Genomic DNA, 23,098 nt, shown 5'->3' on the forward strand with positions numbered 1-23,098 from the left:
GGGACCGTGGCTCCGAACTCGCCGAGTACGCCCGAATCCAGACCGCTCTGGACATGCGGGTCTACTTCTGCGATCCCCGCTCACCCTGGCAACGCGGATCGAACGAGAACACCAACCGGCTCCTACGACACTGGTTCCCCAAAGGTGCCGACCTCTCGACCTTCACCGCCGAGGACCTCCGCAACGCCCAGGACAGCCTGAACGCACGTCCCCGACCTACCCTTGACCTCGACACCCCAGCCACCCGGCTGAACAGGCTCCTCACCCAGGCAGCCTGACCACCCGTTGCTTCGACCACTAGAACCAGCCACCATCGAGGGGTGCGTAAGCCACCGCCCCGCCACCACGACATGGGGTTGATTCTGGTGTCAGCGGCGACACGCGCCGAGCGAATCGTGGTTCTGTCAGTGGGCGCTCCTACCCTGAGAGCAGGAGGTCATCATGACGAACGCGATGCTGACGATCGAGATCCTCGAGACAGCGGGTGAGGCCGCGCGCTGCCCGTGGTGCGAGCGCGGCGGAGCCCTGTTCGACACCCTCAGCGCCGATCATCTGGGAGTCGAGTGCCGCTGGTGTGACTTCGCCGATCTGGAGGAGATCGCCGCCCTGGTCTGAGAGCCCTCAGTGCTCATGCTCGTGTCCCTCGGCATGGGGGATCGGACCAGGTGACTGGCCGGGCTCGACGACCATGAACTGCCCCATCATGCCGTCGTCCTCGTGTCGCAGGGTGTGGCAGTGGAACATGTACGGCCACTCGGTGCTCGTGTGGTGACCGAAGCGCATGATGAGCCGGACCGGTTCGCTCTGCCGTAGCCAGACGGTGTCCTTCCAGCCACGTAGGTGGGACGGGGGCTCGCGACCGTCGATGTCGAGCACCTGGAACTGCACGTCGTGCACATGGAAGTTATGCGATCCGCCGTCGGTATTGGTGACGGTCCAGATCTCGGTCGCCCCCGCCTCCACCACCTCGTCCACCCGTTCCATGTCCATCTCGAGGCCGTTGATGGTGGAGTCGGAGAGCCGGAACGACCGTTCCTCGGAGGCATCCTCCGGGTCGAGGCGCGGCACCTCCGCGAGCTGGTCGGGGACCCTCGGCGAGGGGTCGAGCTGCTCGGCCGCCCGGAACTCGATGATGTCCAAGCGGTCCTGTCCGCCCGCGAAGACGTTGCCGGTGTCGCTGGGGTCGCTGCGCAGCACGACGCGTTCACCCGGCTCGAAGCGCACGACGATCTCGCCACGTTCGCCCGGTGAGAGCTGGAGTGCGTCCATCGCGACAGGGGCCTCCAACAGCCCGCCGTCGGTGCCGATGAGGTCGAAGTCCCGCCCATCGGCGAAGGTGAAGGTGAAGGGTCTCGCATTCGCGCCGTTGAGCAGACGCAACCGGACCGCCTCGGTGGTCACATCGGCGTAGGGCCCGGGCGTGCCGTTGACGACGATCGTCTCACCGATCACCCCCGCCGACGCGAAGAAGGACTCGCTCATGTCGAGTTCGCTGTCATCGTCGAGGTTCTTGTCCTGCACGATGAGCGGAAGGTCGTCGACGCCGTAGTCGCGCGGGAGATCGAGCTCGGCCTCCAGCGGGTCGTCGATGATGAACATGCCCGCGAGCCCCCGGTAGACGTGGTCGGCCGTCGCCCCGTGCAGATGAGGGTGGTACCAGAGGGTCGACGCCGGTTGATCGATCGTCCAGGTCGGCGACCATACGTTCCCGGGTTCGATCAGCTGATGGGGACCGCCGTCCATCTCGGCGGGCAGGTGCATGCCGTGCCAGTGGAGTGTGGAGGTTTCGGGGAGGTCGTTGCGGACCCGCATTGCGACGGTCTCGCCTCGTTCGGCGCGCAGGGTGGGGCCGAGCAGCTCCCCATTGACTCCCCAGGTGGGAGTCAGGTGATCGGCACCGAGATCGCTCGTGCCGCTCTGTAAGCGCAGATCGAAGGTGCGGACGTCCCCGTCGACACGGGATTCGGCCAGCGGGGGAATGGCCAGGGCTCGGTCGAAGTCGACGTCGCCCACCGTGTCGAGAGGGGCTCGAACGAAGGCGATGGCGATCCAGGCCGCGAAGGCTCCGATCGCGAGCACGCCCAGGCCGAGGACGACGACGAGAAACTTCATGGAGGCACGCATGGCACCACCTTCGATGGCGAGAGACTGGAATGACAGTCGATTACGGGGTATTTCAGGGACCGTTCAGGGCGCACCCCGAGACAGTTCCTCGGTGGCGGGCCCAGAGGTGCTGCGCCACGATGGGTTCATGGGTGTGGACAGGTGGGAGCGCGAGGTCACCGAGTTCTGGGCGATGGCTGAGCGAGACGACCCAGGAGCCACCCTCACGATGATGGAGATGCTGGTGGCGCGGCGGCCGGAGGGCGATCCGATCGCGTTGTACGAGCTCGCCTCGGTGCACGACTTCCTCGACCGACCCGCCGATGCGGTGCCGCTCTACCGGCAGGCGCTCACCGGCGGCCTCGACGTCGAACGGGAGCAACGAGCATCGGTGCAGTTGGCGAGCTCGCTGCGGGTCCTGGGCCGGACGGACGAGGCGGTCGGCGTGCTCACCCGGCTGGAGCCTTCGCCGGTGGTCGGCGGCGCCCGTGACGCTTTTCTCGCGCTCGCCCTGCATGACCAAGGGCGCGGCGGCGAGGCCCTGCGTGTGGCGCTGCACGCCCTTGCACCGACGCTGCCGGAGTACGGTGCGGCGATCGAGCGCTACGCCGACGCCCTCGTCGACGACTGAGCCTGCCCGCCCCTCCCCACCAGGGCCGCTGCCGCGACCAGCGCGGCGCCACCCACGAGCAGGGCGAGCGACGGCGACATGGCGTCCGACAGCGCGCCGAGGACGATGCCGGCTCCGGCGGCCGACCCCAGGAAGGCCATCGAGGTGACGGACAGGGCCGTCCCACGGTGCGCGTCGTCGACCCGCGCGTGTACGAGCGAGTTGTACGCGGCGCCGAAGGCGGTGTGGACGAGGTAGGCGATCCAGAAGCCGATGATGAGCACGGTCGGTCCCGTGGCGAGTGCCATCGTCACCAGTCCGAGGCCCTCGACGAGGATCAGGACGACGGCGACGGCCGCCGCTCGCCGATGTCGCAGCACTTGTGAGGCCACCAGGGCGCCGAGGGAACCGAGGCCCCAGGCGACCGCCGTCACCACCCCCATCGCGGTGCCTGCCGTCGCGGGGTCCGCACTGAACTCGTCCAGGCGGACCGGCATCAGCAGCTCCAGCGCGCTCACCCCGACGGCCACGAAGAGCATCGCGACCGCCAGCGTCCGGAGGGCCGGTCCCGCGACGAGTCGCAGGCCGCCGCCGAGGGCCTCCCGCCAGCCTGTCGGGGGAGCGGCGCGGGTGAGGGGCGCGCGTTCCATCACCAGGCAGGCGGTGAGTACCTGTGCCGTGACGAGCACCATCGCCGCGGCATAGGGCACGGCGAGGGTGGTGGCGGGTGCCCAGGGGGCGAGCCAGAGCAGGCCGGCGCTCGCCAGTGAGCCGGCGGCGATCGATCCGCTGATGACACCGCCCGCCGAGGCCAGGGAGCTGGGAACTCTGTCGGCTGCACCGCGGGCGTTCTCGGCGTCCACGAACCAGGCTTCCAGCGGCCCGCTGTCGAGGGCGCGGAAGAGCCCGGAGACGGCCCAGGCGACGGCGAAGGCGATGACCGAGTGGGCGGCGAGTTGGAGGCCGTAGGCGATGATCGCGACGACACCCGAGAGCACGAAGACCGGCCGCCGCCCCCACGAGTCGGTGAGCACCCCGCTCGGCACCTCCATCACCAGGACGACGATTCCCTGGGCGGCGGTCACGGCGCCGACCTCGGTGACGCTCAGACCCCGTGAGAGCGGCAGCAGCAGGGCGACCGGGATGATGAGCCCGGTCGCCGACCAGCGCAGGGCCAGGAGGACGAGGAACCGGGAGCGGACGCTCATCGCGGAGTCGGGCGCACGGCGACCAGGTGGAGTGCCATCTCGTGCTCACCGCCGCGATCGGCGTAGCGCCCGACGACCTCGTGCAGGTCGCGCAGGAGGTCGTCCAGCTCGGCGCGGTCGAGCCGCAGCCGGTAGTCCGATTGATCGAACAGTGCCGTGGGGTCGCTCTCGGCCGCCTCCAGCTGGGCGAGGAGATGCGAACGTTGGACTCCGGCGACGACGTTCATCGCGGCATGTCCCTCATCGGTATCGCGGAGCGAGGACAGCAATGACGTGGTCTCGTGGACTGCTCGCCAGCGGCGCTCGCGGCTGTCGCGAGAGGCGTCGTCGGTGACGAAGCCGTAACGCGCGAGCTGGCGTAGGTGATAGGACAGGGATCCGCTCGACTCGCCCAGGGCCCGGGCCAGTTCGCTCGCCGTCGCCGGGCCGTGCGCCCGCAGCTCCCCGAGGGCCTCCAATCGCAACGGATGGGCCAGGGCCTTGAGGGTGTCTACGTCCTCGATCCGCCGCTCACGCATTTTACAAAGATAACTTTGCAAAAGTATGTTGGCAATAAGCGGGCTCGGCTCGGCCCTTCATCGCTTTCTCAGTCGTGCTGTCTATGCTCAGCGAGTGAATCTGAGCACTGCGCTGGCGGCGTCCTCGAACACTCCGGGGGTGGAGGATGTGGACGGCCTCGCCGGCTTCATGGTCGATCTGATGGATCGTCTCGGCCTCTTCGGAGCCGCGATCGCAGTCGGTCTGGACAACCTCTTCCCGCCCATCCCGAGCGAGATCGTGCTGCCGATGGCGGGTTTCGCCGCCAGCATGGGCACGTTCTCGCTCGCGGGAGCGCTCTTCGCCACGACGGCGGGATCGGTCATCGGCGCGTGCCTGCTGTACTGGCTCGGCCGGATGTTCGGGAGGGAACGTACGGCCTGGGTGTTCGTGCACACGCCGCTGCTCAAGCTCAGCGACCTGGAGATGACCGAGCGCTGGTTCGCCAAGCACGGCACCAAGGCGGTGTTCTTCGGGCGGATGGTGCCCATCTTCCGCAGCCTCATCTCGCTGCCCGCCGGTGTGGAGCGGATGCGGTTCTGGCTGTTCTTCGTTCTGACGACGATCGGCAGCCTGATCTGGAACTCGATCTTCGTGGTCGCCGGCTACTCGCTCGGCGAGCAGTGGCATCGCATCGAGCCGTATGCCGATTGGTTCCAGCGGCTCGTGATCCTCGCCGTGCTCGTGGTGGTGTGCTGGTTCGTGGTCGTCCGCGTCCGGGAGATCTACCGCAACCGCCGCGACCGCCCGGCCTGAACATCTTGGTTCAGACGCGTCAGGACTCGCCGAGGTAGAAGGCCGTGGTGCGCTGCTCGGCCCCTCGGGCCTGCTCCTCGCTCGTGCCCGCCTCAACGGCGGCATCGGCCCATCGGGTGCTGCTGGCCCGCATGAAGGGAGCCAGGGCCGCGGGGTCGGCAGTCGCTGCGTCCTGGGCCGGACTCGATCCGTCTCGCAGGTGCATCGCCAGGCCGAGGAAAGACAGATCCCAGCCGACGCCGGTGGCTCCTGGACCGTAGGTGTCCCAGAAGGAGCGGTCCTCGCCACCGGCGGTGTGAGTGAGGGTGAGTCGCGCTCGGTCGCCGCCATCGGCCTCGATCGCGACCTCGACCCAGGAGATGGCGCCGGCGAACTCCCAGGTGAGGCTGAAGCCGTTCGGCGGATCGCAGGCGGTGATCGTGCCGCTGGCATTGCCCTGGATCTGATAGCGCCCGTCGAGTTCAAGGTCGCCCGACACCGGGGCGAACCAGCGGGGAAGCCGCTCGGTGTCGGTGCAGGCGTCCCAGAGGTCCTCGACCGTGGTAGCGAAGGACTGGCTGATCTGGACCACGGTGCGCATCGCATCGCTGCTCTCGGTCACGGTGACGCCGCGCCGGACGGCGTCGATCTGGTCGTCGGGTGTCATGAGGACTCCTCTCGCCGGGCGCGCTTGCCCCGGGCGATCTCGGTTTCGAGGGCCGCGAAGCGCGGCCCTCAGAAGTGGCGGAAGCGGTCGATCCAGTCGTCGGCCTCCCGTAGCGCGTCGGCCTCGACCGCGTAGAGGCGGCGGGTGCCCTCGGCCCGGCTGGTCGCGAAGCCGTGCTCCCGCAGCACGCGCAGGTGGCGGGAGACGGCCGGCTGGGTGATGCCGAACTCGGCTCGGACGACCTCGGTGAGCTCGCCTGCCGGCCGCTCGCCATCGGCGAGGAGTTCCAGCAGCCGGCGGCGGACCGGGTCGCCGAGGATATCGAGTGCGTGCACATCGACAGTAGATCAGTCATCAGTTATATAAGTCAAGAATGATGTTCTGCGGAGTGCGCTGCGCCCACCCCCGGGAAGGTCCTACAGTGGCGAATATGACTGCTTCGCTGCCCACGACTCCCACCCAGCTCTACATCGGCGGCACGTGGCGCGACGCCGAGAACGGTGCCACCCTCGCGGTCGAGAATCCCGCGACCGGCGACGCGCTCACCCGCGTCGCCGATGCCTCGGTCGCCGACGGGCGCGCGGCACTCGACGCCGCGGTCGCCGCGCAGGCCGACTGGGCCGCCACCGCACCCCGTGATCGCGGCGAGATCCTCCGCAAGGCCTTCGAGCTCATCACCGAGCGCACCGAGGAGCTCGCTCTGCTGATGACCCTGGAGATGGGCAAGCCGCTGAAGGAGAGCCGCGCCGAGATCGCCTACGGGGCCGAGTTCTTCCGGTGGTTCGCCGAGGAGTCGGTGCGGATCGCCGGCCGCTACTCGGTCGCCCCCAACGGCGCCACCCGGCTGCTCACCATGAAGCAGCCGGTGGGCCCGTGCCTGATGATCACCCCCTGGAACTTCCCCCTCGCGATGGGCACCCGCAAGATCGGTCCGGCGATCGCGGCCGGATGCACGATGGTCGTCAAGCCCGCGAGCCTGACGCCGCTGACGATGCTCTGGCTCGCCTCTGTGCTGGAGGAGGCCGGGCTGCCCGGAGGGGTGCTCAATGTCGTCACCACGTCAAGCACCGGACAGGTGATGGAGCCCATCATCCGAGATCCTCGGCTGCGCAAGCTCACCTTCACCGGGTCCACCGAGGTCGGCCGGTCGCTCATCGAGCAGAGCGCCGAGGGAGTCCTGCGGGTCTCGATGGAGCTCGGCGGCAATGCCCCCTTCCTCGTCTTCGAGGACGCCGACCTCGACAAGGCCGTCGACGGCGCCATGCTCGCCAAGATGCGCAATATCGGCGAGGCATGCACCGCGGCCAACCGGTTCCTGGTCCACGAGTCGGTCGCCGACGAGTTCGGCCGCCGTCTCGCCGAGCGCATGTCCTCGCTCTCGGTGGGCGACGGCACCGGAGACTCGATCGACGTCGGGCCCCTCGTGGAGGAGAAGCAGCGCGACAAGGTCTCCGAGCTGGTCGAGGACGCCAAGACCAAGGGCGCCCAGGTGCTGACCGGCGGCGAGGTCCCCGGCGGCGCGGGCTGGTTCTACCCGCCGACCGTGCTTGCCGAGCTGACGCGCGAGACCAAGATCTGGTCGGAGGAGATCTTCGGCCCGGTGGCGCCGATCTTCACCTTCACCGACGATGACGAGGCCGTCGCGATGGCCAATGACACCGAGTACGGTCTCGTGTCCTATCTGTTCACCGAGAACCTCTCCCGCGCGATGCTCGTCTCGGAGCGCCTGGAGACCGGGATGGTCGGTGTGAACCAGGGGGTCGTGTCGAATCCCGCCGCGCCCTTCGGCGGTATGAAGGCCTCGGGCTTCGGTCGCGAGGGCGGCGACGAGGGCATCGAGGAGTACCTCGAGACCAAGTACGTCGGCCTCGCCCTCTAGGACCCTCCGGGTCCAGCTTTTGCCGGGTTATGGCCCTTCTGACCCACTCTCAGGGGCCATAGCCCGGCAAAAGTCGAGCGGTAGCGTCGTGGTCAGCGGGTGACGCGGACACGGGCGATGCGGTGCCCGTCCACTTCGACGACCTCGATGACGTGCTCGCCGGCCGTCACCGTGTCACCCACCTCGGCGGCGCGTCCCAGCTGCACGAGCACGTAGCCGGCGACCGTCTCGTAGTCGCCGCTGTCGGGGAGCTCGACTCCGGTCTCGTCGGCGAAGTCCTCGATATTGAGCGCGCCCTCGACGGTGCGATCGCCCTCGATATCGGCGTCCTCGTCGTCGTGCTCGTCCTCGATCTCGCCGACCAGCTCCTCGACGAGATCCTCCAGGGTGACGATGCCGTCGGTGCCGCCGTACTCGTCGATGACGACCGCGATGTGCACGCGGCTCTGACGCATCATCGACATGGTGGGCAGCAGCGGATTGGTGGCCGGGACGACCACGATCTCGCGCACGAGATCGCCGATCAGCACCTCCTCGGCCCCCGGCCGCTGCTGGGCGGCGAACAGGTCGCGGACGTGCACGAAGCCGATGACGTCGTCGAAGTCCTCGCCGGTCACCGGATAGCGCGAGTACGGCTGCTCGGCGATCGTGGCGACCGTCTCGTCGAGGGTGGAGTCGCGGGACAGGAAGGCGACATCGGGGCGGGGCTGCATCACCTCCGCGACGGAGCGATCGGCGGCGCTGAACACGTCGTGCAGGATGCGGCGCTCGTCATCGGGCAGCCCCTCGTGCGTGATGACGAGCTCCCGCAGCTCCTCCTCGGTCATCTCCTCGTTGGTGGCTCGCGGATCGCCGCCGAGCAGCCGGACCACCGCATTGGTCGAGATCGAGAGCAGCCAGATGACCGGTCGCATGAGCCGCGCGAAGCGATCCAGCGGCGGTCCCGTGATCAGTGCGAGACCGGTCGACTTCTGCAACGCGAACCGCTTGGGGACCAGCTCGCCGAAGACCAGCGACAGATAGGCGATGAGCAGGGTGAGGGCGATGAGCGCGACACTGCCGGATACCCCGGCGGAGAGGCCGAGATCCTCCAGATAGGGGGCAACATCCGGGGCGATGGTCGACGCACCGTAGGCGGCGGAGAAGAACCCGGCGACGGTGACGCCGATCTGCACTGCCGCGAGAAAGCGGTTCGGGTCGCGCGCGACCGCGGCGACGCGTGCGCCCCGTCCACCACGGCGATCGAGCTGGTCGATCTGGCTCTCACGCAGGGAGACGAAGGCGATCTCGGTGCCGGCGAAGACACCGCCGATGAGGATGAAGAGCGCGACCAAGCCGACATTGGCGAGGGTTCCGAGATCCATCCCTCACCGACTCTCGAGGGATGGACGGGGACTTCGAGGCTTCATGTCCTTATCGAACGCGACTCGACCGGCTCCCGCAAGCGTCACGGGCGCGGTAGCGTCGGTCCATGGCTCAACGCATCGTCGTGCGGCTCGCGGTCACCGTGAACGCTCCCCTCGAGCAGGTGTGGGAACGGGTGACGTCTCCGGCGGGCATCAACGACGAGCTCGCGCCGATCCTCTCGATGGGGATGCCCCGCGATCACCGCGATGCGACCGTGGCGACCGTGCCGGTGGGGGTCCCGCTGGGCAAGGCGTGGCTCCGGCTCGGCGGGATCGTGCCCATCGACTATGACGACCTGACGATCGCCGAGCTCGATCCGCCGCACGGATTCCACGAGCGCTCGTCGATGCTGGTGGCACGCGTATGGGAACACCGTCGCCAGCTCGCGAGGGTCGGTGAGAGACGGACGCTCGTCACCGATGAGCTGACGATCGAGCCGCGGCTTCCCGTGCCGGCTCGTGTGCCGCGCACGATCGTGCCCTTCCTCTTCCGGCACCGGCACCGCCGGCTCGCGGCGCACTTCGCCGGCGCGGGGACCGGAGGGTGACGTGATCTCCTTGTCCGAGACGCCGCGACTGGTCGAGCCCACGACGGCCGTCCGGGTGTCCTATCTGACCGGTGAGCAGGCCGACATGCGGTCACGCGGAGCCGACACCTCCTGGCTGGCCGCTGCGAGCACCGACTTCGAGGCCTTCGTGGCCGATCGCGTCGGGGTGCGCGAACGATGGGGAGTTCCGTCGACGCTGTTCTGGTTCGTGTCCGGCGAGCACTATCTCGGCAGCCTCGTCGTGCGTCACCGGCTCACCGAGGACGAGGGCGGTGGTCACATCGGCTATCACGTGGTCCAACCGTGGCAGCGCCAGGGGCATGCGACGCGCATGCTCGCCCAGGGCCTCGTCGTCGCCCGTTCGCTCGGGGTCGACCGCGTCCTGCTCACCGTCGCGCCGGACAACGAGTGGTCGCGGCGGGTCGTCATCGCGAACGGCGGTGTCGCCGAGGAGGGGCTGAACCACGAGGGCGAGCAGCGCTTCTGGGTCGGCTCATAACGGGATGTCGGCGCGGCGGTCGTCCGGCTCCCGACGTCGTACGTGGGTGAACTGCTCGCGATACAGCCGTGCGTACAGCCCCTCGGATTCGAGCAGCTCCGCATGGGTCCCGCGCTCCACCAGCCGGCCGTCCTGCAGCCCGTAGATGACATCGGCGTTCTGGATCGTGGAGAGCCGGTGCGCTATGGCGATGGTCGTGCGCTGGTGGGTGGCGCGGTCGAGGGCCTCCTGGACGAGTCGTTCGGTCTCGGTGTCCAGCGCGGAGGTGGCCTCGTCGAGGATGAGGATCTTAGGGTCCATCAGCAGCACCCGGGCGATCGCCAGCCGCTGCTTCTCGCCACCGGAGAGCCGGTAGCCGCGCTCGCCGGTGATGGTCTCGTAACCCTCGGGGAAGGACATGATCCGAGCGTGGATGTTGGCATCGCGGGCCGCCTGCTCGATCTGCTCCGCCGTGGCGCCCGGGCGGGCGTAGGCGATGTTGTCGCGGATCGTGCCGTGGAAGAGGTACGGCTCCTGGGTCACCATGCCCACCGTGCCGCCCAGGGAGGCCTGGGTGACCTCGCGGACGTCCTGGCCGTCGATCAGCACGGCGCCCTCGGTCACGTCGTAGAAGCGGGGGAGAAGATAGGTCATGGTGGTCTTGCCCGATCCCGACGGACCGACGATCGCCGCGAGTTGGCCGGGCTCCACGGTGAAGGAGACGCCAGCGAGGGCCCAGCGGTCCTCGGCATCGTCCTCGTGCTCGATCCGCACCCCGCTGTCGCCGAAGCGATCCCCGCCACGATCACCGGAGAGCTGGCGGGCCTCGGGGTAGCGGAACCACACGTCGCGGAACTCCACGCGGCCCTCGACGTGCTCCAACGGGTGAGCATCGTCGCGGTCGATGATCGCCGGGCGCAGGTCGAGGTACTCGAAGATCCGCCGGAACAGCGCGAGCGAGGTCTGCACGTCCAGGGTCACGCGCATGAGGGACAGCAGCGGCATCTGCAACCGCGCCTGGACGGTGGTGAAGGCGACGAGGGTCCCGGCGGTGAGACCCCCGGTGCCGCCGGCGATCATGAAACCCGCCGCGAGATAGAGCAGCGCCGGAGTGATGGCGAAGAAGGTCTGCACGGTGGCGAAGAACGCGCGACCGGTCATCGCCTGCTGCACCTGCAGCCGCGTCTGCTGGCGATTGGCCTCCCGGTACCGCTCCACCTCGGCATCGCCGCGATCGAAGACCTTGGACAGCAGGATGCCCGAGACGCTGAGGGCCTCCTCGGTGATGGCCGTCATCTCCGAGAGCGACTCCTGCGTCTTGCGCGCGAGCTGCTGGCGGCGCCGTCCGACCTTGAGCTGCAGCCAGACGAACAACGGCATGAGGATGAGCGTCAGCAGGGTCAGTTCCCACGACAGGATGACCATCGAGATGAACGCGGCGGCGACGGTCACCGAGTTCTGCAGGATCGAGGTGGCAGTGTCGGTGAGCACCGTGCGGACGCCGGCGACGTCGTTGGCGAGCCGGGACTGGATGGCCCCCGTCTTGGTGGCGGTGAAGAAGGCCAGCTCCATCTTCTGCAGATGCGCGAACAGGTCGCCGCGCAGATCGGCCATGGCCGAGTTGCCGATGGTGGAGGTCAGCCAGTTCTGCGCGATGCCGAGCAGGGCGGTCAGCAGCGGGAGTGCGCACATGGCCGCGACGAGCCAGCCCAGCAGGGACAGGTGCGGGCCCGACCCGTCGCCCGGGAACAGCGCGTTGTCGAAGACCGCCCGGGTGAGGAAGGGAACGATCGAGGTGAGGATCGCCGCGATGACCACCAGCGCGGCGACGGCACCGATCTGCGCTCGGTAGGGACGCAGGACCCGGGCGATGCGCCCGAGGACGGGACCGGCCTCGACGCTGCGGACCTCCGCCGGATCGAGGTGCGTGGCTTGTGTGCTGGGACCCGGCCTCATGCGGCGCCCCGGCTCATGCGGTCACTGCGCGCCGCCGGACGGGACCCGGGACAACACGATCGCCGGGTGGTCGTCGGTGACGCGGGCGAGCTCGAGGGTGCCCCACCCCGTGTCGCCGTCGCGGAGGAGCGCCCACAGGAACAGGCGATCGGGCCGTGCCACCTGGGCGGGATCGGCGTGCAGAGCGAAGGTGGCGGGAAGCTCATCGATCACGGAGGCGGTGGCGGCGAGGACCTCCCCCTCGGGATCCACGAGCTTGACACTGAGGATCGACCCGGGGCGGAAGGCCTCCACCTCGTCGAGTGTGACCGATCCGGTGATCTCCAGCACGTCATCCATGCTCTTGAGACTAGTCGCCGGGTGTGACAGCCGCCGTTCCGTACTCGGCGCGGAGGCGGCCGGTTAGAGTCGCCCTCATGAGTGAGATCCCCGGATTGGACGGGGTGCTCGGTGTCGAGCACCTGGAGGTCGGACCTGACAAGGTCGTCGTGCGCTTCACGATCACCGAACGGCACCTCCAGCCCTTCGGCATCCCGCACGGGGGCATCTACTGTGCCGTCCACGAGTCGACCGCCAGCATCGCCGGCCAGGTGTGGCTCGGGACGAAGGGCGTCGTCGTCGGCACCAACAACTCGACCGACTTCCTGCGTCAAGCCAAGGTCGGCGACACGATCACCACCACGGCGACGCCGATCCACCGCGGCCGCTCGCAGCAGCTGTGGCATCTGGACTCGGTCGACGGCGATAGCCGGCTCATCGCCCAGGGCCAGGTGCGCCTCGCCAATCTCGACCAGGAGATCCCGCCCGAGGCCCTCGCCGCCTTCACCGCCTCCTGATCCGGTGGCGGTAGCTGGTCAACGCTACGTGCGAGGTGGCGGTAGGCCTTCAACCTCACCTCGCGAGTGGCGGTAGCTGGTCAACGCTATCGAGGGCTGATTCGGTTGCTGGCCTACCTTTCCACAGCGTGAGGGGCCGACCGCGGCCGTCCACAGAAGTCGAGAGAAGGGTCGTCCGGGGCGCTTCGCTGTGATCGTCTCGTGACATGCCTCGACGACCCCATGTTCCCGACGCCCTCCGGCAGGGCCACTTCACCCGCGACCACGCGCGCCGGCACGGCTTGTCTGACCGTCAACTGCAGAGCGCCTGCTGGCGACGGCTCTTCCCCGGGGTCTGGGCCTGGGCGGGGTGGCAGCCCGGCCACGAGGCGTGGGTGGGCGCCGCGAGCGCGGCACTCCCCGAGGACGCGCAGCCGACCGGCGCCACCCTCCTTCGTCTTCTCGGCTACGACGATGGCTCGGCATGGTTCCCGCTCCACTTCGTGATCGCCCGCGACCATCACGCCCACCTGGACGGCGTCTTCCTGCATCGCACCGATGCCATGCCCGCGACAGGAGCGCTCGGCGTCAGTCCGACGGCCGCGTTCATCGCCTACTGTGCCGAGGCGACGGTGCTCGAGGCCGCGCGAGCGGGGGACTGGCTCGTCGCACGAGGATCGATGTCGGTCCAGGGCCTGGTCGAGACGGCATCGGCGGAGCGATGGCGCGCGGGCTCGCGTGAGGCCAGATGGATCGCCCGGCACCTGCGCGCCGACTCCCGATCGCCCGAGGAGACCAGCTGGCGGCTGCGTTTCGTGGCCGCGGGACTGCCGGAACCCGAGGTCAATGTCTCGATCCACGATGCGGCGGGCGCATTGGTCGCCATCAGCGACCTGGGCTTCCTGCGCTGGCACACCGTGGCCGAGTACGAAGGCGGCCATCATCAGCAGGACCGCCGGCAGTACCTCGTCGATCTTCAACGGTATGCCGATCTGCGTCGCCTCGGGATCGACTATGTGCAGCTGACGCGGGAGACCTCGCCCGTGGCCGGAGTGGTCGCCGTCTATCGCGCCATGTGCCGTCACGGCTATGAGGGACCGGCTCCGGTGTTCACCGGTCGATGGCGCGATCTCGGTCGGCGTCTGTCCCGGGTCGTCCGCCGTAGCGGTACATCGTCAACCGAATCGAGCCTCGGTAACGTTGACCAGTTACCGCCGGTGGCGGGGTGACGTTGATGAGGTACCGCCACCGCCGAGGATCGTCCGGAAGGTGAGCATGCGGGTGACGCGGTCGGTGGCACCAGTACCATGGGAGCCGTCTGGTCGCGACTGGCGTTGAGGTGGGTGACCACCAGGGAGCGACGAGACTGTTCGACACCGGGACCGTTCGCCTGGGCCCCGCGTCAGCCCGTTGACTGCTGACCGGAGGCATGACTGAAATGACGATGATGACGATGAACGCTGCGGCCACCGAACCGCTCCGCACCTTGGATGACGCCGATGTGCGCGTCCTGCTCCTGGAGAACATCCACGCCGACGGAGCCGACTTCCTGCGCGGCAAGGGCTACCAGGTCGAGACCCTCGACCGCGCCCTCGGCGAGGACGAGCTGATCGAGGCGATCCAGGGGGTGCACCTGCTGGGCATCCGCTCCACGACCTACATCACTGACCGGGTGCTGCAGAACGCTCCCGAGCTGATGGCGATCGGCGCCTTCTGCATCGGGACCAATCAGATCGACCTCGCCTCGGCCAGCCGGCACGGCGTCGCGGTCTTCAACGCGCCGTACTCCAACACGCGCAGCGTCGTCGAGCTGGCGATCGCCGAGATCATCTCCCTCGCGCGCCGCCTGCACGAGAAGTCCACGGCGATGCATGCCGGCGTGTGGAACAAGTCGGCCGCCGGCAGCCACGAGATCCGCGGCCGCACGCTCGGCATCGTCGGCTACGGCAATATCGGCAGCCAGCTCTCGGTGATCGCGGAGGCGCTCGGCCTCTCGGTGATCTTCTACGATATCGACGACAAGCTCGCCCTCGGCAACGCCAAGCGCTGCTCGACGCTGGAGGAGCTGCTCGAGACCGCCGATGTCGTCACGCTGCACGTCGACGGCCGCCCCGGCAATGCCGGCCTGTTCGGTGACGCAGAGATGCGCCGGATGAAGCCGCGCTCGCTGTTCCTCAATCTGTCGCGGGGGATCGCGGTCGACACCGCCGCACTGCGCCAGCACATCGAGTCCGGTCACATCGCCGGTGCTGCGATCGATGTCTTCCCCGTCGAGCCCAAGCGCCAGGGCGATCCCTTCGAGAGCGACCTGCGTGGCCTGCCGAATGTGATCCTCACGCCGCACGTCGGTGGCTCCACCGAGGAGGCGCAGCAGGACATCGGCCGTTTCGTGGCGTCCAAGCTGCGCTCGTACGCGGCCTTCGGGTCCACCTCGTTGAGCGTCACCTTCCCCGAGCTCAACCCGCCGACCGATCCGGACAAGCATCGCCTCGCGCATGTGCACAGCAACGCTCCGGGCGTGCTCGCCTCGATCAATGCGATCCTCGGGGATCACGGCGTCAACATCGAGGGCCAGCAGTTGGCCACCCGCGGCGAGCTGGGCTATGTCGTCACCGATGTCTCCTCGGAGGTCAAGCCCGACGTGCTGACCGCCCTGGCCGAGCTGCCCGAGACCATCCGCCTGCGCCAGCTGTCCTGAACCCCACGGGGGAGGTAGCCCCTCACCCTTCTCGTTGTTGCCGGCGGTATCTGGTCAACCTCACGCGGTGGCTATGAGGTTGACCAGATACCGCGGCCAGGCTCGAAGGGTTGATGGCGTACCGCCGCCGGCCGGGGTCAGGCGTTGAGGCGATGGGGCAGCGCGGTGAGTGTCTCGGCGACGCCGGCGTCGAGCTTGAGGGCGGCGAGGTCGTCGCCCCTCGTCGGCCCCCGGTTCACGATGACGATGTCGACCCCTTCCTTCGCCGCGCGTTTGACGAAGCGCAGGCCGCTCATCACCTGCAACGAGGATCCGAGCACGAGCAGCACCGCGTCCTCCTCGCGCGCCCGCTCGACGAGATCGAAACACCGCTGTACTCGTGTCCTGGGCACGGTCTCGCCGAAGAACACCACATCGGGTTTGAGCCGGCCACCGCAGCGGAGGCAGGGTGTCACCACGAAGGAACCGGTGTCGTCGATGACGACATCGCCGTCGGGAGCCACCTCGACCGTGCGTGTGGTCCATCCGGGGTTGGTGTCGTGCAGCCGGCGGTGCAGCTGGTCGCGGAGGGTCGTCTCGCCGCAGTCGAGACAGAGCACCCGGTCCAGGCGCCCGTGCAGGTCGATGGTCCCGATCGAGCCTGCCCGCTGGTGCAGGCCGTCCACATTCTGGGTGATGAGGCCGAGCAGCTGGCCGTCGCGCTGGCGGAGGGCGAGGTCGTGGTGGGTCGAATTCGGCTCGGCGGCGCGCATGTGTGTCCAGCCGATGTGGGCGCGAGCCCAGTACCGCTGCCGAGCCGACGCCGAGCCGATGAACTCCTGATAGGTCATGGGAGTACGCGGCGGGGCATCGGGACCGCGATAGTCCGGGATGCCGGAGTCGGTCGACACCCCGGCACCGGTGAGCACGAGCCACCGACGCGATTCCCAGCCCGCGCTCATGTGCCTTGGGCCTTTTCGATGAGTGCACGGACGGTGCGCAGGTTGCGTGCCGTTCCGGGGGCGCCGAGCGCGCGCTGGAGCACGGCGGTCGTGAGCTTGGTCTGTCCGGCACCGGCGCCGAATCGTAGGTGCAGGTCGCGGCCGATCAACCGGGCTTCATCGTCGCCGAGTTGAGCGGGCGTGAACTCGGCGTCACCGGTCGGGTCGGAGTAGAGGAAGTGGATGTGGGCGCGGCGTTCGTCCGCGGGGTCGAAGGGGTAGGCGTCGAGCGCAGCCGTCAGCTCGGCGGGGGTTCGCACGATCGCCTCGCGGGAGAAGCCGAACTCGTCGGCGATGCGTCGCTCCAGCCCCCGTGCGAATTCGGCGACTCCGCCACCGGGCGTGCAGAGCAGATTGCCCGAGGCGATGTGGGTGGAGATGTCCGAGGCACCGAGCTCGGCGGCGATCTCCCGCAGCCGGGCCATCGGCAGTTTCGCGCCGCCGACGTTGACGGCGCGCAGCAGCACCACGATCTCAGCCACGTGACCAGTATGGACGAGGTCACATGGGCCGCCACTTCACTCGGAATGCGGATTGCTCAGCAATCACTAGCGTGGTCCGAGCGACGGGAACCGTCGTGACCCGATGAAGGAGTACGCCACATGATCATCCTCGGAGCCATTCTGGCCATCCTGGGTGCTGTCCTGAACGTCCCGATCCTGTACACGATCGGCGGCATCCTCCTGGTCGTCGGGGTCATCCTCTGGATCCTCGGTGCCACCGGGCGGGCTGTCGGCGGACGCAAACACTGGTTCTGACGACAGGGCTACGAGGGGCGGTGCCGGGAGACCGGTCACCGCCCCTCGCCGCGTCTATCACCTGTATGTGATCCTGGTGCGGTGACCGGAGAGGTTGAGTCGCCTGAGGACGGCGCGCTGACCGATGCGGTACGTGCCGGCGATGGGGAGGCGTTCAGCACGCTGTACGCACGGCATCGTCCTCGTGCCGAGCAGGTGGCGCGATCCCTCGTGCCTGCCGCGGACGTGGGCGATGTCGTCGCCGAGGCCTTCCTCGCCGTGTACGTGCGGCTGCGGGCGGGTGGCGGCCCCACCGATGACGTCGGTGCGTACCTGCGACGGGTCGTGGTGAACGAGTCGATCGACCGGCATCGCCGGGCCGGCCGGGTGTCGGCCGATGACGATGTCGACGACCGCCGTGATCCCGAGCCGGACCCCGCTGATCCCTGGTTCGAGTCGAGGACGATCGCGCGGGCTTACCGATCGTTGCCCGACCGGTGGCGGCGCGTGCTGTGGCAGGTCGAGGTCGAAGGTCGCGCGGTGGGCGAGGTCGCCCACGTCGAGGGTGTGTCGGCGGCGCGCCTCTCGGCCGTGGCTTACCGCGCTCGGCGGGGGCTGCGGGTGGCTTATCTGACCGAGTGCCTGGGAGTGACCCAGGAGCCCGGATGCCGGGACATGCGGCGGCTGCTGCCCGATGACGTGCGTGGAGTCGCCACCCGGCGACAGCGTGAGCGGATCGAGCGTCACCTGCGCGAGTGCGGGCAGTGTCAGGAGGCCCGTGCCGAGCTCGTCCGTCTCGATCAGCAGCTGGATGGCTGGCTGTTCCCGGCAGCCGCGGGGGCGGGTGCCGGTGGTGTGGGTCTGGCGGTGGCCGGCGGTGTGTCGGCGGGGTTCGTGGGGTTCGTGACGCTCCCCTTGGTCGGTGCCGTGACGGCGGTGATCGTCGCGGGTGGACTCCTCGCCGGCAGCGCCGAGCGGAGCCCGGACGTCTCCCGCGGGACGAATCACGACACGCCCCCGGCGGCTCTCAGCGAGTCCCGGCGACCCGCCGTGGCGGGGCCGGACGGCTCTGCTCCCGAGCAGAGGGTGCCCGCACCGGCCCCGAGTCCCGATGCCGAGGCGGTACCGGTCGATGAGACGGAGCGGTTGGATGAGCCCGATTGGACTGAGCGTCCGCCGAGCGTGGGCGATCGGGTCCTGATCGGAGGCCGGGACGTCATGGTGGTGGAGCGTGTCGAGCACACCACTGAGACCGAGCGAGGCGAGGAGCGGGAGCTTGCGCCGCAGGCCGACGCACCCGGCGGTTCCACGGTGTGGGAGCGCGAATACGACGAGGTGGCCGTCGAGCGCACCATGGTCGTTCTGGTGGTGGAGGACGAGGTCGAGCGGTGGGAGGACGTCTGCGATGGTTCGGTTCGCGAACGGCAGGCCGTCGGGTATCTGGAGGAGTTCATCACGATCCGACACCGCGAGGGGTATCGGATCGAGGTCGATGGAACCCGCACCCCGGTGAGCGAGTCCGAGGAGATCGATCGGTGGTCCGGGGTGAGAATGCTGCCCGGCAATCCGGTCGTGGAGTGTGCTGTGACGGATCCTGAGGAGGCCTCCGAGGGAGTCGCCTGAGACACCGTCGGCAGCGGCGGTGGTCGGTCAGGAGGGGGCGTTGATCGTCAGAGTGAGCCAGTGACGGGCACTCTCGGCCATGGCACGCTGGATCCGTGGGAGGGGACACGACGGGGATGTCGTGGGACGATGACGCGCTCGCCGAGGCGGTGCGCGCCGGCGATGCCGAGGCGTTCCGCGTGCTCTTCGAGCGCTACCGGGGATTCGCCGAGCAGGTGGCTCGCGAGCATGCTTTCGGCGACGAGGACGACATCGTCGCCGAGGCCTTCTTCGCGATCTACCTGCAGTTGCGCGACGGAAGAGGGCCGACGACCGACGTGCGCGCCTATGTGCGCCGGGTCGTCGTGAACAAGGCGATCGACCGTCACCGGCAGGCCGCCCGTACCCGCGGGGAGGAAGAGCTGGCCGAACGTCTCGCGCCGGTCCCCGATCATGCCGGGCCGTGGTTCGAGTCGACCACCGTGACCCGCGCCTACCGTTCGCTGCCGTCACGGTGGCGGCGTGTCCTGTGGCAGATCGAGGTCGAAGGACGCGCGGTCGGCGAGGTCGCGCGGACGGAGGGTGTTTCCGCCGCTCGCGTCTCCGCTGTGGCCTACCGCGCGCGACGAGGTTTGCGAACGGCCTACCTGACCGAGTGCCTCCGTCCCATCGATGATGCTGCGCCTGGGTGCCGCGTGGCGCTGGGTCTGCTGCCCGAGGACGTGCGTGGGACGAGCAGCCGCCGTCAGAGCGAGCGGGTGAGGCGCCATCTGCGGGAGTGCCCGGCCTGCCGGGAGGTTCGAGCCGAACTGGTCCGCCTCGATCAGCAGCTCGACTCCTGGCTGATGCCCGCGGCCGGTGTGGGCCTCGGTGGACTGGGACTCGCGGCCTCCGGCGGCGTGGCCGCGAGCTTCGCCGGACTGGTGACGCTGCCGCTGATCGGCGTCGTGACCGCGGGTGTGATCGCCGGTGGAGTGCTCGGCGCGGGGCCTGCTGCCCTGCCCGAGGCCCGCGCTGAGACACCGCCGGCCATGGACGGACAGCTCGGTGAGCCGTTGCCGCAGGTGGCGGAGATCAGGGATCCCGCCCCCTCGACCGCAGCCGAGGAGATGGACGGCACTGCCGCTTCCGTGGCGCCGCCGACGCCCGAGACTCCGGACCCCGATCCTTCTGCGCCCTCGGGTCCGGCCGAGCTGCCGGACTGGACCGATACGCCGCCCCAGGTGGGCGATCGATTCACCGGCGGGACCGAGGACGTCTACCGGGCTCGCGATGTCCGGCGTGAGACGGAGACGACGCGGACCGATGATCGCGAGGTGGCGGGCGGGCCGCAGACAGCTCGGCCAGGTCAGGTCGTGTGGGAACGGGAGTACGACGAGATCACCGTCAACCGGCATGTGATCGATCTGGTGATGGATGAGGAGGATCGCTGGGAGGTGATGTGCGACGGCTCGTTGCGCGAACGCACGATGCGTGCCGTGGTGGAGGAGACGATCACCGTCCGACACCGGACCGGGTATCGGATCGAGGCGGACGGGTCACGCACGGTAGTGCGCGAATCCGTCGAGGTCGGGCGCGATTTCCTCATCGGAGCGGTGCTCGGCAACCCGCCCGTCGAGTGCGCCCCGGAGCCTCCGCCCGCCGAGGCGGACGCCGCCTGACCTCCCGGCTCAGATCCGCGCGGCCAGTTCGGTCGCCTGCTTGATGGCCCGCTTGGCGTCGAGTTCGGCCGCCACGTCGGCTCCCCCGATGACATGCACCGTCGCGCCGGCCGTCTCCAGGGGATCGACCAGCTCGCGCACGGACTCCTGTCCCGTGCACAGCACGATCGTGTCGACATCGAGCACCCGCTGCTGTCGGGCGTCGTCGTCGCCGACGGTGATGTGCAGGCCGTCGTCGTCGATACGGTCGTAGCTCGCCCCGCGCACCATCTCCACACCCGAGTCGCGCAGGGTGGTGCGGTGCACCCAGCCGGTCGTCTTGCCGAGGCCCTTGCCGAGCGACGTGGTCTTGCGTTGCAGCAGGGTGACCTGGCGACGGGGCGGTGCGAGGGTCTTGGTGCCGAGACCGCCGCGCTCGACGTCGGGGTCGACGACGCCCCATCGCTCGTTCCAGTGGTCGAGGCTCTCGTCGGGGTCGTGGAGCAGGAACTCGCAGACATCGAAGCCGATACCACCGGCGCCCATCACCGCGACCCGATCGCCGACGGTGGCGCCCTCGCGGACCACCTGCTGATAGGTCAGGACCTTGGCGTGGTCGACCCCCGGCAGGTCGGGAATGCGCGGCTCGACACCGGTCGCGATGACGACCTCGTCGAAGTCGGCGAGATCGGTGACGGTGGCGCGGCGGTTCAGGTGGACCTTCACACCGGTCTTCTCCAGCTTGACCGTGTAGTAGCGGAGGGTCTCGGCGAACTCCTCCTTGCCGGGGATCGCCATGGCGATGCGGAACTGTCCGCCGATCGCGTCCTCGGCCTCGAAGAGTTCTACCTCGTGACCGCGGTCCGCCAGCTCGGTCGCCGCGGCGAGGCCTGCCGGTCCCGCGCCGACGACCGCGACCCGTTTGACGGTGCGGGTGGGAGTGAGGACGAGCGTGGTCTCGTGGCAGGCGCGCGGGTTGACCAGGCAGCTCGCGCGCTTGTTGGAGAAGGTGTGGTCGAGGCAGGCCTGGTTGCAGGCGATGCAGGTGTTGATCTCGTCGGCGCGGTCCGCCGCGGCCTTGACGACGAAGTCCGGGTCGGCGAGCAGCGGCCGGGCCATCGAGACCAGATCGGCCTGTCCGGAGGCGATGATCTCCTCGGCGACGGTCGGGTCGTTGATCCGGTTGGAGGCGATCACCGGGACGTCGACCGCGGCCTTGAGCTTGCCGGTCACCCAGGCGAAGGCCGCTCGCGGCACGGACGTGACGATGGTCGGGATGCGGGCCTCGTGCCAGCCGATACCGGTGTTGAGGAGACTGACTCCGGCGTCCTGGAGAGCCAGTGCGAGCTCGATGGTCTCCTCCCAGGACTGGGCGTCGTCGACCAGATCGAGCAGGCTGATCCGGTACTGCACGATGAAGTCGTCGCCGACCAGCTCGCGGGTGCGGCGCACCACCTCGATCGGGAAGCGCATGCGTGCCGCCGCGTTGCCGCCCCAGGCGTCGGTGCGGTCATTGGTGCGCGCGGCGAGGAACTGGTTGATGAGGTAACCCTCGGAGCCCATGATCTCGACGCCGTCGTACCCGGCGCGCTTGGCCAGCTGGGCCGACCGGGCGAAGTCCGTCACGGTGCGGTCGACCTCGCGCGTGCTCATGGGCGAGACCTTGAAGGGGGTGATCGGGCTCTTGATCGACGAGACGCCCTTCTTGATCGGCGAGTAGCCGTAACGTCCGGCGTGCAGGATCTGCAACGCGATCTTGCCGTCGTGCTCGTGCACGGCATCGGTGACGACGCGGTGCCGGTCGGCGTGGCGACGGCTGACCATCTCCGAGCCGAAGGGCAGCAGCCAGCCGCGCCGGTTGGGCGCGAAGCCGCCGGTGATCGACAGCGCGACGCCGCCCTCGGCGCGTGCGGCGAAGAAGGCGGCCAGCTCGGGCAGGTGCTTGGCGCGGTCCTCGAGGCCTGTGTGCATCGAGCCCATCACGACGCGATTGCGCAGCGTGGTGTGTCCGAGGTCGAGGGGCTCGAGCAGGTGCGGGTAGCGGGTCATCGGGTCTCCTCCATCGCGACGGCCTCGGCCTGGATGCGGTCGAACTGCGCACCCATGGCCTCGGCGAGGGCGTTGGCGGCGGAGAGCGGACGCACCATCACGGTGAACTCGGTGATGAGACCGTCGTCGTTCGTCGTGATGAAGTCACAGCCGTGGACCGAGGTGTCGCCGACCTTCGTCTCGAAGACGAGGGCGCTGTGCCGGCCGTCCTCGATCTCGTTGACGTAGCGGAAGTCGGAGAAGACCCGGCTGACGCCCTGCAGGATGGCTGCCGTGATCGCCTTGCCGGGGTAGGGCTTGAAGGCGACGGGGCTGCGGAAGACGACATCGTCGGCGAGCAGCTCCTCGACGCCGCTCATCTCGCCAGTGGCGATCTGGGCTTCGACGAGCTCACGGAATGCCTTCATGGTGCGGTCCTTTCGAGGCGGTGGTGGTGCGTTGTCACACTGG

At 68.9% G+C, this 23,098-nt stretch carries 25 protein-coding genes and 1 riboswitch; of the genes, 13 read left to right on the forward strand and 12 right to left on the reverse strand.

What is annotated here, in order from left to right; translation table 11 throughout:
* Both JL108_RS07575 and JL108_RS07580 read left to right on the forward strand, forming a co-directional pair.
* Positions 1-278 (forward strand): IS30 family transposase (locus JL108_RS07575; RefSeq protein WP_205197718.1); only part of this gene is annotated, 278 nt, incomplete at its 5' end.
* Positions 279-441: 163 nt separating this feature from the next.
* A complete protein-coding gene (locus tag JL108_RS07580) occupies positions 442-615 on the forward strand; it encodes a hypothetical protein (RefSeq protein WP_185973142.1) in 174 nt (57 codons plus the stop codon).
* Positions 616-621: 6 nt separating this feature from the next.
* Here the strand turns inward: JL108_RS07580 and JL108_RS07585 are convergent, their stop codons facing one another.
* Positions 622-2,124 (reverse strand): multicopper oxidase family protein, encoded by a 1,503-nt coding sequence (locus JL108_RS07585; protein WP_205197719.1) that lies wholly within the window; start codon positions 2,122-2,124, stop codon positions 622-624.
* A gap of 127 nt (positions 2,125-2,251) precedes the next feature.
* Here JL108_RS07585 and JL108_RS07590 point away from each other — a divergent pair, with 127 nt between their 5' ends.
* On the forward strand, positions 2,252-2,734 hold the full coding sequence (locus JL108_RS07590; protein WP_205197720.1) for a tetratricopeptide repeat protein: 483 nt from the start codon (positions 2,252-2,254) through the stop codon (positions 2,732-2,734).
* Here the strand turns inward: JL108_RS07590 and JL108_RS07595 are convergent.
* Both JL108_RS07595 and JL108_RS07600 read right to left on the reverse strand, forming a co-directional pair.
* Positions 2,707-3,921, reverse strand: coding sequence for an MFS transporter (locus tag JL108_RS07595; RefSeq protein WP_205197721.1), 1,215 nt, complete (start codon positions 3,919-3,921; stop codon positions 2,707-2,709). The genes JL108_RS07590 and JL108_RS07595 overlap by 28 nt on opposite strands.
* On the reverse strand, positions 3,918-4,439 hold the full coding sequence (locus JL108_RS07600; RefSeq protein WP_205197722.1) for a helix-turn-helix transcriptional regulator: 522 nt from the start codon (positions 4,437-4,439) through the stop codon (positions 3,918-3,920). The genes JL108_RS07595 and JL108_RS07600 overlap by 4 nt, the downstream gene beginning before the upstream one ends.
* Before the next feature lie 94 nt (positions 4,440-4,533).
* Between JL108_RS07600 and JL108_RS07605 the strand changes: the two genes are divergently transcribed.
* Entirely contained in the window at positions 4,534-5,214 is a 681-nt protein-coding gene (locus JL108_RS07605) for a DedA family protein (RefSeq protein WP_246065176.1), read from the forward strand.
* A 19-nt stretch (positions 5,215-5,233) separates the two neighbouring features.
* Here JL108_RS07605 and JL108_RS07610 read toward each other — a convergent pair whose 3' ends face one another.
* Both JL108_RS07610 and JL108_RS07615 read right to left on the reverse strand, forming a co-directional pair.
* The gene (locus JL108_RS07610) at positions 5,234-5,860 is read right to left on the reverse strand and encodes an SRPBCC family protein (RefSeq protein WP_205197724.1); all 627 of its coding nucleotides are present in this window, start codon (positions 5,858-5,860) and stop codon (positions 5,234-5,236) included.
* Positions 5,861-5,928: 68 nt separating this feature from the next.
* Positions 5,929-6,195, reverse strand: a complete 267-nt coding sequence (locus JL108_RS07615) for a helix-turn-helix transcriptional regulator (protein ID WP_205197725.1) — start codon at positions 6,193-6,195, stop codon at positions 5,929-5,931.
* A gap of 95 nt (positions 6,196-6,290) precedes the next feature.
* Between JL108_RS07615 and JL108_RS07620 the strand changes: the two genes are divergently transcribed.
* Positions 6,291-7,739 (forward strand): NAD-dependent succinate-semialdehyde dehydrogenase, encoded by a 1,449-nt coding sequence (locus JL108_RS07620; RefSeq protein ID WP_205197726.1) that lies wholly within the window; start codon positions 6,291-6,293, stop codon positions 7,737-7,739.
* Between the two features lie 92 nt (positions 7,740-7,831).
* On the opposite strand, the gene JL108_RS07625 is transcribed toward JL108_RS07620, so the two are convergent.
* Complete coding sequence (locus JL108_RS07625) at positions 7,832-9,103, reverse strand: hemolysin family protein (protein ID WP_205197727.1); 1,272 nt, start codon at positions 9,101-9,103, stop codon at positions 7,832-7,834.
* Between the two features lie 107 nt (positions 9,104-9,210).
* On the opposite strand from JL108_RS07625, the gene JL108_RS07630 reads away from it, so the two are divergent.
* Complete coding sequence (locus tag JL108_RS07630; protein ID WP_205197728.1) at positions 9,211-9,693, forward strand: hypothetical protein; 483 nt, start codon at positions 9,211-9,213, stop codon at positions 9,691-9,693.
* 1 nt (position 9,694) lies between these two features.
* Positions 9,695-10,192, forward strand: coding sequence for a GNAT family N-acetyltransferase (locus tag JL108_RS07635; protein ID WP_205197729.1), 498 nt, complete (start codon positions 9,695-9,697; stop codon positions 10,190-10,192).
* Here the strand turns inward: JL108_RS07635 and JL108_RS07640 are convergent.
* Complete coding sequence (locus JL108_RS07640) at positions 10,187-12,127, reverse strand: ABC transporter ATP-binding protein (RefSeq protein ID WP_205197730.1); 1,941 nt, start codon at positions 12,125-12,127, stop codon at positions 10,187-10,189. The two genes, JL108_RS07635 and JL108_RS07640, sit on opposite strands and share 6 nt — an antisense overlap.
* Positions 12,128-12,148: 21 nt before the next feature.
* Positions 12,149-12,466 (reverse strand): YbaY family lipoprotein, encoded by a 318-nt coding sequence (locus JL108_RS07645; protein WP_205197731.1) that lies wholly within the window; start codon positions 12,464-12,466, stop codon positions 12,149-12,151.
* 77 nt (positions 12,467-12,543) lie between these two features.
* On the opposite strand from JL108_RS07645, the gene JL108_RS07650 reads away from it, so the two are divergent.
* The 3 genes from JL108_RS07650 (at position 12,544) to serA (ending at position 15,640) form a co-directional block, all read left to right on the forward strand.
* On the forward strand, positions 12,544-12,963 hold the full coding sequence (locus JL108_RS07650; protein WP_205197732.1) for a PaaI family thioesterase: 420 nt from the start codon (positions 12,544-12,546) through the stop codon (positions 12,961-12,963).
* A 206-nt stretch (positions 12,964-13,169) separates the two neighbouring features.
* Positions 13,170-14,171, forward strand: coding sequence for a hypothetical protein (locus JL108_RS07655; RefSeq protein ID WP_205197733.1), 1,002 nt, complete (start codon positions 13,170-13,172; stop codon positions 14,169-14,171).
* Positions 14,172-14,256: 85 nt separating this feature from the next.
* Positions 14,257-14,345: riboswitch (ZMP/ZTP riboswitch) on the forward strand.
* 50 nt (positions 14,346-14,395) lie between these two features.
* The gene (serA, locus tag JL108_RS07660; protein ID WP_240190795.1) at positions 14,396-15,640 is read left to right on the forward strand and encodes a phosphoglycerate dehydrogenase; all 1,245 of its coding nucleotides are present in this window, start codon (positions 14,396-14,398) and stop codon (positions 15,638-15,640) included.
* A gap of 137 nt (positions 15,641-15,777) precedes the next feature.
* Here serA and JL108_RS07665 read toward each other — a convergent pair whose 3' ends face one another.
* Together JL108_RS07665 and JL108_RS07670 are read right to left on the reverse strand one after the other, a co-directional pair.
* Complete coding sequence (locus tag JL108_RS07665; protein WP_205197734.1) at positions 15,778-16,581, reverse strand: NAD-dependent protein deacetylase; 804 nt, start codon at positions 16,579-16,581, stop codon at positions 15,778-15,780.
* Entirely contained in the window at positions 16,578-17,102 is a 525-nt protein-coding gene (locus JL108_RS07670; protein WP_205197735.1) for a DUF1697 domain-containing protein, read from the reverse strand. Before JL108_RS07670 ends, JL108_RS07665 begins: the two co-directional genes overlap by 4 nt.
* A gap of 120 nt (positions 17,103-17,222) precedes the next feature.
* Between JL108_RS07670 and JL108_RS07675 the strand changes: the two genes are divergently transcribed.
* From JL108_RS07675 to JL108_RS07685, 3 genes are all read left to right on the forward strand, one after another.
* A complete protein-coding gene (locus tag JL108_RS07675; RefSeq protein WP_185973139.1) occupies positions 17,223-17,378 on the forward strand; it encodes a DUF6131 family protein in 156 nt (51 codons plus the stop codon).
* 81 nt (positions 17,379-17,459) lie between these two features.
* Positions 17,460-18,980: a sigma-70 family RNA polymerase sigma factor gene (locus tag JL108_RS07680; RefSeq protein ID WP_205197736.1), complete on the forward strand. Its 1,521-nt coding sequence runs from the start codon at positions 17,460-17,462 to the stop codon at positions 18,978-18,980.
* Between the two features lie 95 nt (positions 18,981-19,075).
* On the forward strand, positions 19,076-20,620 hold the full coding sequence (locus JL108_RS07685; RefSeq protein ID WP_205197737.1) for a sigma-70 family RNA polymerase sigma factor: 1,545 nt from the start codon (positions 19,076-19,078) through the stop codon (positions 20,618-20,620).
* Positions 20,621-20,629: 9 nt separating this feature from the next.
* Here JL108_RS07685 and JL108_RS07690 read toward each other — a convergent pair whose 3' ends face one another.
* Both JL108_RS07690 and JL108_RS07695 read right to left on the reverse strand, forming a co-directional pair.
* A complete protein-coding gene (locus JL108_RS07690) occupies positions 20,630-22,648 on the reverse strand; it encodes an NADPH-dependent 2,4-dienoyl-CoA reductase (protein ID WP_205197738.1) in 2,019 nt (672 codons plus the stop codon).
* On the reverse strand, positions 22,645-23,055 hold the full coding sequence (locus JL108_RS07695) for a nuclear transport factor 2 family protein (protein WP_143913947.1): 411 nt from the start codon (positions 23,053-23,055) through the stop codon (positions 22,645-22,647). Before JL108_RS07695 ends, JL108_RS07690 begins: the two co-directional genes overlap by 4 nt.
* Positions 23,056-23,098: the final 43 nt, after the last annotated feature.

The organism is Aeromicrobium sp. YIM 150415 (assembly GCF_016918125.1).
Classification (GTDB): domain Bacteria; phylum Actinomycetota; class Actinomycetes; order Propionibacteriales; family Nocardioidaceae; genus Aeromicrobium; species Aeromicrobium piscarium.

Excerpts from the sequence above, each read along its gene's own strand:
- JL108_RS07630 (WP_205197728.1), top strand. The coding sequence starts at position 9,211 with ATGGCTCAACGCATCGTCGTGCGGCTCGCGGTCACCGTGAACGCTCCC.
- JL108_RS07665 (WP_205197734.1), bottom strand. The coding sequence starts at position 16,581 with ATGAGCGCGGGCTGGGAATCGCGTCGGTGGCTCGTGCTCACCGGTGCC.
- JL108_RS07620 (WP_205197726.1), top strand. The coding sequence starts at position 6,291 with ATGACTGCTTCGCTGCCCACGACTCCCACCCAGCTCTACATCGGCGGC.
- JL108_RS07610 (WP_205197724.1), bottom strand. The coding sequence starts at position 5,860 with ATGACACCCGACGACCAGATCGACGCCGTCCGGCGCGGCGTCACCGTG.
- JL108_RS07580 (WP_185973142.1), top strand. The coding sequence starts at position 442 with ATGACGAACGCGATGCTGACGATCGAGATCCTCGAGACAGCGGGTGAG.
- JL108_RS07625 (WP_205197727.1), bottom strand. The coding sequence starts at position 9,103 with ATGGATCTCGGAACCCTCGCCAATGTCGGCTTGGTCGCGCTCTTCATC.
- JL108_RS07600 (WP_205197722.1), bottom strand. The coding sequence starts at position 4,439 with ATGCGTGAGCGGCGGATCGAGGACGTAGACACCCTCAAGGCCCTGGCC.
- JL108_RS07690 (WP_205197738.1), bottom strand. The coding sequence starts at position 22,648 with ATGACCCGCTACCCGCACCTGCTCGAGCCCCTCGACCTCGGACACACC.
- JL108_RS07695 (WP_143913947.1), bottom strand. The coding sequence starts at position 23,055 with ATGAAGGCATTCCGTGAGCTCGTCGAAGCCCAGATCGCCACTGGCGAG.
- JL108_RS07595 (WP_205197721.1), bottom strand. The coding sequence starts at position 3,921 with ATGAGCGTCCGCTCCCGGTTCCTCGTCCTCCTGGCCCTGCGCTGGTCG.
- JL108_RS07655 (WP_205197733.1), top strand. The coding sequence starts at position 13,170 with ATGCCTCGACGACCCCATGTTCCCGACGCCCTCCGGCAGGGCCACTTC.
- JL108_RS07585 (WP_205197719.1), bottom strand. The coding sequence starts at position 2,124 with ATGCGTGCCTCCATGAAGTTTCTCGTCGTCGTCCTCGGCCTGGGCGTG.
- JL108_RS07590 (WP_205197720.1), top strand. The coding sequence starts at position 2,252 with ATGGGTGTGGACAGGTGGGAGCGCGAGGTCACCGAGTTCTGGGCGATG.
- JL108_RS07645 (WP_205197731.1), bottom strand. The coding sequence starts at position 12,466 with ATGGATGACGTGCTGGAGATCACCGGATCGGTCACACTCGACGAGGTG.
- JL108_RS07640 (WP_205197730.1), bottom strand. The coding sequence starts at position 12,127 with ATGAGGCCGGGTCCCAGCACACAAGCCACGCACCTCGATCCGGCGGAG.
- serA (WP_240190795.1), top strand. The coding sequence starts at position 14,396 with ATGAACGCTGCGGCCACCGAACCGCTCCGCACCTTGGATGACGCCGAT.
- JL108_RS07650 (WP_205197732.1), top strand. The coding sequence starts at position 12,544 with ATGAGTGAGATCCCCGGATTGGACGGGGTGCTCGGTGTCGAGCACCTG.
- JL108_RS07675 (WP_185973139.1), top strand. The coding sequence starts at position 17,223 with ATGATCATCCTCGGAGCCATTCTGGCCATCCTGGGTGCTGTCCTGAAC.